Below are 14507 nucleotides of genomic sequence, written 5' to 3'. Positions count from 1 at the left end.
GAACCCAACGATAGAATGATGAGTTCAGTATAAACTAAAGATTGTGAAAAACTGGTGAAGGTGTTGGAGGTGGATAAGTTAGCACAAGGACTTATTCTATCGGTAGAGAAATAACGAATTCTGTGCCTTTGCTCAGTTCTGAATGACAGGAGAGGTTACCGCCATGTTTTTCTGCGATAAGACGCGCGATCGCCATGCCTAAACCCGTTCCTTTTCCTACATCTTTGGTGGTAAATCCTTGCTCGAATATTTTCGCTTTTATCTCCTTGCTCATCCCTTGCCCATTATCAGCAATGCAGATGATGACCTTATTTTTATCTCGCTCTAATTTTGTTGCAATTGTAATGCGATTCGGAGTCTTTTTTATTTCATCATAGGTTTTTCCTTCATTTCCTTCATCTAAGGCATCGATCGCATTAGCAATCAGATTCATAAACACTTGGTTGAGCTGTCCGGGAAAACATTGGACTGAGGGTAAGTTTCCATAGTCTTTAACTATTTCAATCTCCGGTCGTTCCTCATTCGCTTTCAGGCGATGCTTGAGAATTAACAAAGTGCTGTCCATACCTTGATGGAGGTCAAAAGGCACTTTATGCTCTTTATCCGTGCGGGAAAAAGTCCGTAAAGAAGTGCTGATATGACGGATGCGATCGGTTCCTTCCGCCATCGAACCAATCAGTTTGGGTAAATCCTTTCGCACAAACTCTAAATCCATCTCTTCGATTTCTGCTTCAATCTCTTCATCTGAATTGGGATATTTCTCTCCATAGAGATCGATTAAATTCAACAGATCCTGCACATAATCTTGGGCAGGTTGTAAATTCCCCGCAATGAACCCAACTGGATTATTGATTTCATGGGCGACCCCAGCGACTAAATTGCCTAATGCCGACATTTTCTCACTTTGTACCAGTTGCAGTTGAGCCTGTTGTAAACCCTTTAGGGATTGTTCCAATTGTTCGGCGTAGATTTGAGCTTGTTGATAAAGTCGAGCATTTTCAAGAGAAATTGCCGCTTGAGAGCAAAGCATGTTCAAAATTTCGATTCGGTCTTGAGTAAAGGCATCTACACTGAGGTTATTTTCTAGATAGAGAATGCCAATAAGCTGACCTTGGCTAAGAATGGGGGTGCAGAATAGGCTTTTGGGTTGCTGTTGGCTCAGATAGCTATCCGATGCAAAGCGGGTGTCTTTTTCGACTTGGTTGAGAATGACGGTTTGTTGAGTCCGTTGGACGGAACGAACAATGCTTGCTGGGAGTGTATCCGCATTGTTGAGAGAGGTTAAGGATAATTCGCAGACTTCTTGGGCGCACTGAGCGACCACTTCCCAAGTTCCGCCGTTGTTCAAGACTAATGCACCTTTATCTGCTCCAGCATTTTCGAGGACGATTTGCATCAGTTGGGCGAGCAAAGCCTCCAGTTCGATTTCACCAGAGAGAGCTTGGGCGGCTTTGATGGCTGCGGAGAGATCGAGAAGGGAGATGGCTGCACTGGTGGAAGTGGCGGTGCAAACCGTTTGATGGGAGGTGAGGGTGGTGGTGGCGTTTAGAGTGAGGGACGATGGGGATTGTTGGAGAATGGGAGTCAGAAGTTGGGGATAGGTGGCTTCGAGGCGATCGGTTTTGGCTTTGGCTCCCCAGCGTGCATAGCAGTAGTAGGCTTCTACCATATAAGTCTGGGCGATTTTCTCTTTACCCCAGTCGAGGTAGAATTTGGCGGCGAGTTCGTTGGCGAGGGCTTCTTCTTGGAGGTATTTGTTTTCTTTAGCTCCGGCTATGGCTTTGTCATATAGTTCTATTGCTTGCAAGCGATCGCCTTTGAGACGAGCCATCTCTGCTGAAATTAATTGATATTTGTGTTGGAAATTCTCTGGACAATTCTGAGACCATGTCTTAAATAATTGCTTTTTCTCTTGTATTTTCTGCCAGTAAATCTCTTGGGTTTCACGATCGACTTCGGGATAGACTGCCGTTAAGCTGAGAGTATAGTAAATATGATAGACAATAACAGGAAAAAAACCAGAAGGAGATTCTAACAATGAAGAGACTTGCAACGCTTCGACATAATTTTCCTTGAGATAAAGTCTTTGTAAGACGAGAAAACTATACCAGTTTATCCCGGGATCGAAGTGACTTTGCTGCCAAATCTTTAGTAATGGGTTATTGAGGAAACCTTGGTAAGTTAAAGATCCATCCTCATTCGTTTCATCCATCATTTCTCGGACAAATTGCTGTTCGAGTTGAAAAAGATAGAGCATATTTTTATCATTGGCTCCTTGGACATAACTAAGATATTTCTCACTTTGCTCTTCCACATCGGCTAGAGCCGTGCCTTTAAGTAGATGAGTCCAGATGAGCAATGCCGCCGCCCATACACCAAAAAGGACATCTCCTACTTCAGAGCAAATCTCAACGGATTCTTGATATAGAGGTAAATTTTCTTTGAGGTGACGGGTGTAAGGATTGATCGCATTGGCAAAGTGATTATTATTTTTGGCAATGAATTTAGGATTGTAAAAGATGCGGTCAACCTCTAGAGCAACTCGACCAAACTGATAGGCTTCGGGATAACGTTCCTGAGAGGCTAACACCATACCATAGGCACAATAGGAAAAACTAGAATTGTCAGCACGTCCATGTTGATTGGAAATATTCATCATGCGTAACGTTGTGAGCCAGTTGAGTCTGTGATTACCAGCTATATAGGATGCAGACCATAAAGTTCCTAGAAGTTTCATGCAGCGTTGCTGCACTGGATCGCTCATGGGAGACAACTCTAAAAGCACTTGCGGAGACATCTGCTCGAAAGCGTTCTGAACTTGCTGTAGTTCTGCCTCAACTAAGGATTCTAAGGCTAGTCCTTCAGTGGGTATTTTCATCCCCAAAATAGCTAAACCTTTGATACCGGCATCGACACTAGACAGGATATCTGTTCCTTGAGTCATGCGTTGAGTCATCAAAATGTCATAAATTTGGGCGGCATCAAGGGGTTTTTGGACTTGTGCTAAGGCATCATTCAGTATGGATTCCGATTCTGCAAATTGCCCCACTAAATAGTGGCATTCTCCTTTTTCTCGGTTCAAATCGAGCATGAGTCGATAGTGAGTATTCCAAGAATCTTGGGACAGTCGAGAGATGCCAAAGTGGAAGTAGTCAATCGCTGCTTGATAAGCAATGGAAAGTTTTGCTTTCATCCCGGCAGAAAGTGCTAGTTCCGCAAGCTGCTTGACTGGAATTGAAGATGGGTCAGCATCAATACCCATCATCAGATGATTCAAGATATTAAAAATATTATCGCTATCTTCTTGCTCGGCGTGCGATTTATGAGCTAAGAGCAATTGTCCAATTTTAAGATGAACGGGCTGTTTTCGGTTGTCAGCAATGAGTAAATAAGCGGCTTGCTGAACGCGATCGTGTAAGAATTGATAGCTTGCTGAGATATCCATTGAGGATTCTCGTGTTTCACTTTCACGACCTTGAAAAAATTTGTAAATTTCGCTTTGAGGTAAGACCAGACCTTCTTGCAGTGCTTTCCACAGTGCGGTTGCTACTTCCTCTAGGGACTGTTCGCTCACAATGGCTAATGTCGCTAAATCGAACTGATTGCCAATACAAGCCGCTAACTTCAACACTTCTTGAGTCTCTGATGGCAACTTCTGTAACTGAGCGGCCATGAACTCTACGACATCTTCTGTCAGTGCCAGTTGCTGCACCGCAACGATATCGCATTGCCAGTAGCCTAATTCTCGGTTGTAACTAATCCATTCGCCTTCGTTGAGTGCCTTGAGAAATTGGGTGGCAAAAAATGGGTTTCCTTTGGTTTTTTGATAGATCAACTCTGTTAAGGGAAAGGCGAGATCGAGGGTGCAACCGAGGGTATCAGCAATCAGATGATTTAATCCCGACTCACTTAAAGGGTCTAGAGTAATGGTGTTGAGAATGGCTTGATTCTTGGTAATCTCATTCAACGCCAACATCAAGGGATGAGCCGGAAAGACTTCGTTATCTCGATAGGCTCCCAACACCAATAAGTGTCCTGTTTCCGCGTCCCCCATCAACAATTTGAGCAGGTTCAACGAGGCGGAATCGGCCCATTGCAAATCGTCAAGGAACAGGACGAGAGGATGCTCTTTGGTGGTGAAGACGCGAACAAATTTGCCAAAGAGTGAGTTAAAACGATTCTGTGCTGCACCTCCAGAAAGTTCGGGGACGGCAGGTTGTTTGCCAATGATCCCTTCAAGGGAAGGAATCGCGTCGATGATGATTTGTCCGCTGTCCCCCAACACTTTGAGGATTTTGGCTTTCCACTGTTGCAATTGAGTATCGCTTTCAGCCAATAATTGCCCCATCAAATCCCGAAATGCCTGCACAAAGGCACTGAAGGGAATATTGCGATTGAACTGGTCGAATTTTCCTTTAATAAAATAACCTCGTTGGCGAACGATGGGTTTGTGAACTTCATTGATAACTGCGGTTTTGCCAATACCGGAAAATCCTGCCACTAGCATCATTTCGCTATTTCCGGCTGCGACTCGTTCAAAGGCATTGAGAAGGGTTTGTACTTCAGTTTCCCGTCCGTAGAGCTTTTCGGGGATATTGAAGCGATCGCAAATATCTCGTTCTCCTAACACAAATGGCTCGATTTTTCCACTTTCTCGATATTGAACGAGGCATTGTTCTAGATCGTATTTGAGTCCCAAGGCGCTCTGATAGCGGTCTTCGGCATTTTTTGCCATCAGTTTCGCGACAATATCCGAGAGGGGTTGAGGACATGGCTTTTCTGCCCAACCACTCTCTTGACTCATCGGATTGGGATGTTGAGCAATATGAGCGTGAATCAATTCTAAGGGATCTTCTTGACTAAACGGCACTGTTCCCGTGAGTAGTTCGTAAAATGTCACCCCCAGAGAATAAAAGTCACTGCGATAGTCGATGCCGCGATTCATGCGTCCGGTTTGTTCGGGGGAGAGATAAGCGAGGGTTCCTTCTAAAATATTGGGGTTTTGAATGGTTTGGGTTTCTTTCGGCAATAGGGTCGAAATACTGAAATCGATGAGTTTAACTTGTTGGGTGTCCGGGTGAATCAGTATATTTGCCGGTTTGATATCTTTATGAATAATATTATTTTGATGCAGAGGATGCAGAATGTTTGCGAGTTGAATGGCAATATCGAAAAATTGCGGCAGCGAGAGAGATGATTTTCTGGAATATTCGGCTAAGGATATGCCACCTATGTCTTCCATAATCAAGGCATAGCTGTTTCCGTAGCGTTCTAAGGCATAAGTTTTAACAACGCCCTCGATATCAAGATTTTTGGCGTTCGCGTCAGCGATGCGGAGCATTATCGTATATTGGTTGCGAAACTTGACTAATTCGTTAAAGGAAGGATATTCATTTCGCATCAGTTTAATGACAACCGGTTTGCTATCATCGGTTTTGCATCCGCGATAAACGAGAGTGCGATCGCTTTCGTGGATGAGTTCAGTTGCTTGATAGTTGGTAATTTTTAAAGCTAATGCGTTCATGCCTGTTGCGTTTTGTGCTTGATGAATTTAATCAGTACCCAATCTAGAGAGCAATTGTGAAAAACTTGTGAAGGTTACAGCACCAAGAAACATTTTTTAACAGTTATTAAATTGCTCGAGTTTAGCTTAGAGGTAGAGAAATAATAAATTCTGTGCCTTGACCTAATTTTGATTGAATTGCGATCGCACCGCCGTGCTAATTGTAATACAATTGGGTGCTTTTTCTATCTCTTCAAAAGTTTTACCAGTATTATTTTCATCTAACGCATCGATCGCATTGGCCAAAAGATTCATAAACACTTGATTGATTTGCCCGGCATAACATTCGCCTAAATTTGGATGAAATTAGCTGGATTTTGATCGCGCCGATCGCGCACCGGAATGGGTATTCCTTGGCGATCGCCAGATAGCGCTGCCGTGGTTTCTAATGCTTCTCTCAGTCGTTTGGCGGCATAGATGGACATATCTCTCGGTACGCTAATGCGATCGCGCAAGTAGCGCAAGGCTGGATCGGAAGCAGAGGGAGGCGGACAGAGTTCTCCCGTTATCATGTAAGTTAGAGCGCAACGCAAGGCTTCATCAAAGAGGCGATCGTCGGCTGGATTAACGCGAATGATATTATGACGATGCTTTATCACCCGGTGCAGAGCTTCTCCTCGAGACGTTTCGGGTTCTGGATACATCACATCTGGTAATCCGAACCATGGACCGCAATCGACTTGTTTTTGATTAATCTCAGTTTGAGATTCTTGGTTAGGATAGCATCCACCCATTTGCGGTGGTAAATCGTGGGCATGGGTATGAAAATCGCTTTGTGTCCCTCGATAGGTGGATCGGGTTTCCATCGCATCAAACCAGTTAGAGAACTTTGGGTTTTCTTCCCGTAATGAATAGCCTTTGTAGTAGTAGAGGCTGGCATTCATCCGCTCGACATAGGGGGTAAAAACCACATCAACTGTACCAAATTCTTCGAGAAAATAAGGCCCCGGAGTACTGGACAAAGCCGCCTCAACTCGAGCAACGATGGCGGTAAATTGCTCGCGATTGCGTTGTTCGTCCCTTTGCGATCGCGTGGGGTAGCACAACCAAGAACACCAGCCTCGAAAGAGTAGGCGTTCTAGCTGACGCAGAGGCAACGCTTGGCGATCGCGCATTCCCACCCGATTTAACGGGCCAAATGCGTCTTCTAATGCTAATAAAATATCATCACTTTCTGTAATTAACCGACCGTCAAGTTCTACTGCCGGAAGCATTCCCGATCGCACTTTTTGCTTATACCACTTTTCTTTCGTTCCATAACAGAACATCGTGACTTTCTCGATACGATACGGAATCCGCTTTTCCTCTAACCATAGCCACACCTTTTGGCAATACGGACACCAAGCATGATGGTCGCGATAGAGAGTAACTCGCACCTCTGATTCTGCTTGTCCAAACAGCCGCAATCTCGCTTGAGAATTGGTTGCCCCGTTAACCGTATCTCGCTCAAATGTGGCGAATTGTTGTAGTTCTTCCCAACTCAAAGGCAAAGATTTGGTCGATCCCATAAGTTACTCCAGAAAAGCAAAAGCGTTCAACGATCGAAAATAGTCGATTGAACAGATGCTATCCCATTTCGTGGCACAATTTCTACTCTTCTCCGGCTACAGGTAGAGCGATCGCCAAGAAACACTAGAGGATGATTGCGAGTTAGAGTACGATCGGGAATTAGAGGGTCTGATGAGTAGTGATGGCGATTGCATTTATTTTAAAGGTAGAGAAATCTTGAATTCTGTTCCTTGTCCGAGTTCCGAATGACAGGAGATTACACCTCCGTGTTTTTCTTCAATAATAGACTTCACGATCGCCATCCCTAAACCCGTTCCTTTGCCTACTTTTTTGGTGGTAAATCCTTGCTCAAATATTTTCGCTTTCACCTCTTCTGACATTCCCATTCCATTATCAATAATTTGAACAATAACACTTTTTCGATCCTCGCTTAATCCTGTATTAATTGTAATGCGATTGGGTTGCTTTTCTATCTCTTGGTAAGTTTTTCTCTCGTTGCCTTCATGTAGCGCATCGATCGCATTGGCCAAAATATTCATAAATACCTGATTGAGTTGCCCTGCATAGCATTTCACCTCGGGAATATCACCGTAATTTTTGACAATTTCAATGGCAGGGCGATGTTCATTAGCTTTGAGGCGATATTTTAAGATTAATAAAGTGCTATCAATCCCTTCATGTAAATTAAAGGCGGTTTTTTGATCTGCATCCGTGCGGGAAAAGGTTCGCAGAGATGTGCTGATGTTGGCAATGCGATCGCATCCCGATTGCATCGATGCGAGGAGTTTTGGGAAATCCTCGGCGATGAATTCGGGATCGAGGTCTGCGATCGCTTCGGCAATTTCTTTGGGGATAGAGGCATTTTCTTGATAGAGAGAAAGGATTTCCAGCAAATCTTGCAGGTGTTCTTGCGCTGCACCCACATTCCCACCGATAAATCCCACGGGATTATTGATTTCGTGGGCGACACCCGCCACCAATTGTCCTAAAGTTGCCATTTTTTCACTTTGCACTAATTGTAATTGTGTGTTTTGCAGCTGTTGAAAGTTTTTTTGTAGTTCTTGATTGGCATCTTCTAAACGCTCGATGGTATATTCTAAAATAATATTTTGTTCTTGAAGTTGTCGATCCTGATCTTCTGTTTTTTCCTGTAGTGTTTTCTGAAATCGATATAAGCTAATATGGGTTTGCACCCGTGCTAACACTTCTTCTGTTTGAAACGGCTTGCAAATATAATCCACCCCGCCGACTTTAAAGGCCTTGACTTTATCAAAGGCATCATTTAAGGCACTGATAAAAATAATCGGAACCCCTCGAGTGCATTCATCCTCTTTGAGGTGTTGACAAACCTCATAGCCCGTCATGTCCGGCATATTGATATCCAATAGAATCAAATCCGGCACGATCGCCTTCACCGATCGCAAGGCCAGATTCCCATTCGTTGCCTTTCGGGTTGAATATCCTTGCTCCCTCAAAACAGTTTCTAAAAGTCGGAGATTGTCAATAATATCATCCACGAGCAAAATTTCGGCTGAGGTATTGGCGGTCATGATTGATAATCCTCCACTAAATTCAGTAATTGTTCTAAATCAAATTGCTCCACCAAAGTTTTCAGGGAGCGAGCGAGAGTTGCGTGAGTAGCAGGAATTTCTTGAATGAGAGTTATCATGACCTCTTCTCTACCTTCGATAATGGCTCGAGCGAAAGCCATTTTCCACGCCTCGGGCATGACGGCTAACATTTCCGGAGTTAGATGGGATAAAGACTCGGACTCGAAGGATTCCTCTTCTTGGCACTCTTCATACACATAGTCCACCCCTAAATGACGGTTGAGATAGGCAAAGATTTCATAGTCTTGAAAGGGTTTTCGCAAGAAGTCATCACAGCCAGCCTCGAGCAGCGCGTTGCGCTCTTCAGCTAAAGCACTAGCAGTGAGGGCAATAATTTTGGTTTTAGCGTCCCCCTCTTGCTCCCGAATCAATCGCGTTGCGGTAATGCCATCCATTTCCGGCATTCGTAAATCCATCCAAATGAGATCGGGATGCCACTGCTGCCAAAGGGCGATCGCTTCTCGACCATTCCCCGCTTTTCGCAGATCAAACCCCAACGGAGCCAATAGTTCATTCAATAACTGACGATTGATCTGAGTATCATCGACGATTAAGAGTTTGTAGGTGGGCTGTCCGGGGGCTAAGGCCACCACCTGCGATCGCCCTTGAGGAGTCGTCGCCTCGGATTTTTCCACTATTTCGGTTTGCATATCAAAGGCGAAGGTACTCCCTTGACCAACTTGAGAGCGCACGGTAATTTCTCCCCCCAGCAAGCGAACGAATTGGCGACTGATGGATACAAGCATGACATTGGGAGACACCCCCAACTGATTGATAATGAGCTTTGCCCCTTGTCCGTCAGCTTGGCGATATTGATATTCTAATAAGCCGGCGGCTTGACTGGCGGTAAAGATACTCTGTTGGCGAATGGCAAACTCAGTACGCTCTCGGGCGCGTAAGAATTCTTGCCGGAAGACGATCGTGCCAATCAAACCACCAAATCCCAAAATTAAGATGGGAATAGAATAGCGCAGGGGCCAAGTGAAGGGGTGCAATGGGGTTCTCATGATTTTAGAGTTGGCTCAGGGGACTCGGATCGAGCAATTTATCGAGGGGGATGACGGTTTCTAAAATTTTCCGATCTTTGAGAAATTGAGCCAAGTTTTTCATCCCTGTCAGAGCATCGCGATCGGTTTGATTGAGAATAGCGAGATTTTCTTTCAGGGTGGGAAAATACAATTGGGATAACCCTCGTTTCACTTGCTCTGGGGTCAGTCCTTCCCGTTCGGCAATACGAGCGATCGCATCATCGGAATTGGTTTGCAGATAATCTAAGGCTTGAAACCAACCGGAAAATAAAACTTGTAGTTGTTTCTTATAAGTCGCGGGTAAATCGGCTCGACCCACCAAAAGATCGACAATTTCACCCGACATTTGCGAGCTATCAAATAAGACTTTCGCGCCTTCAGCTTGGAGTGTAGAGAGTATCGGATCGAAGGTAACGAGAGCATCGATTTCTTTATTTTCAAAAGCGGTTTCTTGCTGGGACAAATCTAAAGTAATAATTGTTGTTTCTTCCGGGGTCAAATTCGCTTTTTCCAAAGCACGAGTTAAGACGAGTTCTCCCATTGGAGCCGGCAATATGCCGATGCGCTTACCTTTGAGATCGCTGAGTTGTTCGATCTCGGGTTGGGCAATTAACGCATCGGCACCATTGGAGATATCCATCACCAAAAAGGTGCGAATATCGTCTTGCAGGGCAGCATTCTCTAGAGTAACGTCTAATGTGGCCGTCACCATTTCCACATCGCCGTTAATAAACCGTTTGATCCCGGCGAGGTGATCTTGGGTCTCAACGATTTGAATGGGAGTTTCGCCAAAATATCCCAGATCGCGAGCCAGCATTAAGGGTTCGTAGCCCAACCAGACGATACAGTTAATGCGTAGAGGTTGAAGAGGTGCAGTGGTACAACTAACGATGAAGGCACAGGTGGCGATCGCAATACCAATGAGTTGCCAAATTTGCAATCGTTTCCCAACCCGTCGCCACTCTATTTTGAACTGCATTGGTTTGCCTCCGTTCATCGCTGATTCTTGGGATTATGTTTGCTGAGTCGAGTAATTTCAACTTTAGACGATCATTGTGAAAAACTTGTGAAGGTCGGCAGCAAAAATGCTTGTTTTCTCAGAATGCGATCGCATTGCCAACATCAATTAATGATAAGGAAGAGAAATCGTAAATTCCGTTCCTTTGCCGAGTTTGGAATGACAAGCGATCGCACCCCCGTGTTTTTCTTCGATAATTTGATGCGCGATCGCCATCCCCAAACCCGTTCCTTTTCCGACTTCTTTCGTGGTAAATCCCTGCTCGAAAATGTGCGTTTCTACCTCTTCTGGCATTCCTATTCCATTGTCGATAATTCTGACAGTAACATTCTTTTTGTCCTCGCTTAATTCCGTGCTAATTGTAATGCGATTGGGTTGCTTTTCTATCTCTTCGTAAGTTTTACCTTGATTGCCTTCATCTAGTGCATCGATCGCATTGGCCAAAATATTCATAAAGACTTGATTGATTTGCCCCGGATAGCATTTGATGTGAGGAAGATCGCCGTAATTTTTGACAATTTCAATCGCGGGGCGGTGTTCGTTAGCTTTAAGGCGATATTTGAGAATTAATAAAGTGCTATCGATACCCTCGTGCAAATTAAACTCGGTTTTTTTATCTGCATCCGTGCGAGAAAAGGTTCGCAAAGATGTGCTGATACTACCAATGCGCTTAACTCCCTCCTGCATCGAAGCAATCGTTTTGGGGATGTCTTCCAAGAGAAAATCGAGATCTAATTCTTCAATCTCTTCTGCAAGTTGGGAACTGGGCTCGGGATACTCTTTGCGATAGCCCTCGATAATCGTAGAGAAATCGGTAAGATTGTCTTGCAAAATTTGAATGTTACCCCCAATGAAACCGAGAGGGTTGTTAATTTCGTGAGCAACCCCCGCAACGAGATTGCCCAAAACTGCCATTTTTTCACGTTGGACGAGTTGTATTTGCGACGAGCGCAATTCTTGCAACGCTTGAGTTAACTCGGCAGTTCGTTGTTTGACCTGTTGTTCTAAGTTCTTGGTCAAGTTTTGGACTTGAAGATGAGTCTTGACGCGAGCGAGAATTTCGGCTTCGCGAAAGGGTTTGGTAATATAATCGACGGCTCCGAGAGAAAAGCCCTTGACAATGCTCTCCTCATCCGAGAGAGCGGTAATAAAAATAATGGGAATCTTGGCAGTGTTGAGATTGGCTTTAATTTGCCGACAGGTTTCAAAGCCATCGATGCCCGGCATCTGAATGTCAAGGAGGATGAGATCGGGAACGTAGGTTTTCAATCGTTTGAGGGCGCGTTCGCCACTCGTCACGGCTGCAATAGTATAACCGGCTAAGGATAAGGTTTCCGTTACCACCTCCAAGTTTGCCGGGACATCATCCACTGCTAAAATTTCAGCGCTACGATTCATGGTGTTCTCCTTCAATGAGATATTGTTGCAGTCGGTTTTCAATCTCTTCGGTCTCAAATTGCTTGGCCAGCTCCAGCAGGGGTTGAGTAAAAGAGATAGAGGTCGCGTCGCGAGCGGCCAACTCTTCCAAGCAATCGCGCAGGTCCTTAATATTATCCCGTTGCGCCAAATCCAATAAAGTATTGAGGATGGAGAGCGGTGGCAAGAAGGTTGTTGTCGCAGTGGACTCAGCTGCAATCTCGGCATCTTCTGGGTTCTCATAAATCCATTGTAAATCCAAGCACTCGGCGATCGCCGCGAATAACTCTCGGGCATCGACGGGTTTGGACAGGAAGCAATTGCCTCCTGCTTTTAGAGCTTGATGTCGATCCATATGGCTGACGGATGCTGACGAGACAATGACTTGATGGTGTTGTAAATCTTCTGCGCTGCGGAGGTGCTGGAGGAATTCAAAACCATCCATGACGGGCATGATAAGGTCGGTTACGACCAAATCCGGCTCGATCTCGCGGAGTTTTTCCAGCCCTTCGCGACCATTTTCCGCCTCTAGGATCTCAAAACCGAGGGGGGCGAGTAAGTTGGAGAGAACGGCGCGGTTTTCCCAGCGATCGTCAATGGCGAGAATCCTTCGCCGATCGCCTTCATAGCCGAGAATGCGCTCTCCTTTATCTAACACGGCTTGGTATTCGGCCCAATCTGTTGCCAAGGGAATGCGAACCGAGAAAGAAAATTCGCTCCCCCGACCCAATTGACTGGTCACTTCAATTTTGCTGCCCATCAACTCGACAATTTGTTGGGAGATTGCCAATCCCAACCCCGTCCCTTCGGATTGTTTGGCGCGATCGCCAACTTGTTCAAAGGCCGCAAAAAGTTTGCTTAAATACTCTGGAGCAATACCCACTCCCGTATCGATGACTTGAAAGAGCAATTCTGCATCGGTCTCGGATCGTGCCAATACATCCACGCACAGGGTCACCGATCCCGAATCGGTAAACTTAATCGCATTGCCCAGTAAGTTGATTAACACTTGACGAGTGCGTTTTTCATCGGTCTCTACTCCTTCTGGCAAGCGCGTGCTGGGCTGATAGATAAAGTCGATACCTTTCTGTTCGGCTTTAATTTTGCACATTTCGACGACGCTCTGGAGCAAAGCGGGCAAATGTATGGGCATCGCAACCAGTTCCAACTTGCGTGCCTCAATTTTGGCTAGATCCAGCACGTCATTAATCAGAGTCAGGAGATGATTGCCGCATTGATAAATAATCCCCACCTTTTCTCGTTCTTTGTCACTTATTCCCTCAGACCGATTCAAGATTTGGGCATAGCCGAGAATGCCATTGAGGGGCGTTCGTAACTCGTGACTCATGTTAGAGAGAAATTCGCTTTTGGCTTGGCTGGCGCGATCGGCCTCTTCTTTGGCGATGGCTAATTCTGAGGTGCGTTTTGTCACTCGTTGTTCCAATTCGTCATTAGTTTTGATCAGTTCGAGAGCAGCTTGGCGATTTTCGTTGATAATCGCGTAAAGAATGTAACCCGTCAACCCGACGACCAGAATAAATGATTGTAGCAAAACTAAGGACTGGGATATATCCTCACGCACAAAAGGACTGAAACCCTGCCGTGTGGCGACAATAGCGATGCCATCAATCAAAAAGACCAGCAGGGTTAATTCTCGTTGCCGAAATCGAAATGCACACCACATCAAGAGGGGAAGTGTCATGTATTCTAAACCATACCCCTGCCAAAAGGAGATATAGCTAATGCCGATGCTCGTGCCAAAAAGTAGGGCAAATTCTCCGATCTGCACACCGCCCCATCGCTGCTTATTTTGCCAATGCACCCAACTCAGTAATCCGGGGGTAATGATGGTGATGCCACTAAAAATAGCAACGTACCAAAGCCGCCACATGACAATAAAATCACTCCAGAGAACAATTCCGTGCAGACAGAGTAATCCGGCGGCTAGATTAGAACTGATTGCGGTGACTCCCAATACAATTGCCAAGAATTTCAAGAAATCTTGAGAACAGTTGAGAAGTTTATGATGTCCGATCCAACGTTGAATTAAAAATCCGAGGATGATAATTTCGCTACCATCGACCAAAGCGATTGACACGATCGCGGAAGCAGTTTCGTAAAAGATGAAATTACCAACGATGTCGGCTAAAAATATCGCCGGCCAAATCCGCCATTTGAAAATCAGCAGGGATGCTAAGTAGAAACCCGATGTCGGCCAGATGACACTGGCTCCACTCGTATCGGATAAGTAGATCGACATCTTTGCTAATCCGTATTGGATTATCGGCATGATGAGGCAAGCTAGCAAAGTGATGCGATCGAAGGCTAATATTTTTCTCTTATTTAATATCATTAATTACTCG

The 14507-nt window shown here is 45.1% G+C and carries 7 protein-coding genes and 1 pseudogene; all 8 read right to left on the bottom strand.

The window, feature by feature from the left end:
- Nucleotides 1–91: 91 nt before the first annotated feature.
- Entirely contained in the window at nucleotides 92–5524 is a 5433-nt protein-coding gene (locus tag AC6RV6_RS00735) for a trifunctional serine/threonine-protein kinase/ATP-binding protein/sensor histidine kinase (RefSeq protein WP_500238109.1), read from the bottom strand.
- Nucleotides 5525–5704: 180 nt separating this feature from the next.
- A pseudogene (locus tag AC6RV6_RS00730) lies at nucleotides 5705–5851 on the bottom strand (hybrid sensor histidine kinase/response regulator); the annotation flags it as partial.
- Between the two features lie 2 nt (nucleotides 5852–5853).
- Nucleotides 5854–7071: a glutathione S-transferase family protein gene (locus AC6RV6_RS00725; protein ID WP_500238107.1), complete on the bottom strand. Its 1218-nt coding sequence runs from the start codon at nucleotides 7069–7071 to the stop codon at nucleotides 5854–5856.
- 195 nt (nucleotides 7072–7266) lie between these two features.
- Nucleotides 7267–8622, bottom strand: a complete 1356-nt coding sequence (locus AC6RV6_RS00720; protein WP_500238105.1) for a hybrid sensor histidine kinase/response regulator — start codon at nucleotides 8620–8622, stop codon at nucleotides 7267–7269.
- The gene (locus tag AC6RV6_RS00715; RefSeq protein WP_500238102.1) at nucleotides 8619–9689 is read right to left on the bottom strand and encodes an ATP-binding response regulator; all 1071 of its coding nucleotides are present in this window, start codon (nucleotides 9687–9689) and stop codon (nucleotides 8619–8621) included. The genes AC6RV6_RS00720 and AC6RV6_RS00715 overlap by 4 nt, the downstream gene beginning before the upstream one ends.
- Before the next feature lie 4 nt (nucleotides 9690–9693).
- The gene (locus AC6RV6_RS00710) at nucleotides 9694–10689 is read right to left on the bottom strand and encodes an ABC transporter substrate-binding protein (RefSeq protein WP_500238100.1); all 996 of its coding nucleotides are present in this window, start codon (nucleotides 10687–10689) and stop codon (nucleotides 9694–9696) included.
- 147 nt (nucleotides 10690–10836) lie between these two features.
- Nucleotides 10837–12126 carry a sensor histidine kinase gene (locus AC6RV6_RS00705; protein WP_500238095.1) on the bottom strand — a complete coding sequence of 430 codons (1290 nt, stop codon included), beginning with the start codon at nucleotides 12124–12126 and terminating at the stop codon, nucleotides 10837–10839.
- A complete protein-coding gene (locus tag AC6RV6_RS00700) occupies nucleotides 12116–14497 on the bottom strand; it encodes an MASE1 domain-containing protein (protein ID WP_500238093.1) in 2382 nt (793 codons plus the stop codon). Before AC6RV6_RS00700 ends, AC6RV6_RS00705 begins: the two co-directional genes overlap by 11 nt.
- Nucleotides 14498–14507 lie beyond the last annotated feature (10 nt).

The organism is Spirulina sp. LEGE 11439 (assembly GCF_059821285.1).
Note: the sequence above shows the minus strand (reverse complement) of the source record. Positions and strands in the feature narration are given on the sequence as shown.

Coding starts and splice junctions, on each gene's coding strand:
- AC6RV6_RS00735 (WP_500238109.1), bottom strand. CDS start 5,524: ATGAACGCATTAGCTTTAAAAATTACCAACTATCAAGCAACTGAACTC.
- AC6RV6_RS00725 (WP_500238107.1), bottom strand. CDS start 7,071: ATGGGATCGACCAAATCTTTGCCTTTGAGTTGGGAAGAACTACAACAA.
- AC6RV6_RS00720 (WP_500238105.1), bottom strand. CDS start 8,622: ATGACCGCCAATACCTCAGCCGAAATTTTGCTCGTGGATGATATTATT.
- AC6RV6_RS00715 (WP_500238102.1), bottom strand. CDS start 9,689: ATGAGAACCCCATTGCACCCCTTCACTTGGCCCCTGCGCTATTCTATT.
- AC6RV6_RS00710 (WP_500238100.1), bottom strand. CDS start 10,689: ATGCAGTTCAAAATAGAGTGGCGACGGGTTGGGAAACGATTGCAAATT.
- AC6RV6_RS00705 (WP_500238095.1), bottom strand. CDS start 12,126: ATGAATCGTAGCGCTGAAATTTTAGCAGTGGATGATGTCCCGGCAAAC.
- AC6RV6_RS00700 (WP_500238093.1), bottom strand. CDS start 14,497: ATGATATTAAATAAGAGAAAAATATTAGCCTTCGATCGCATCACTTTG.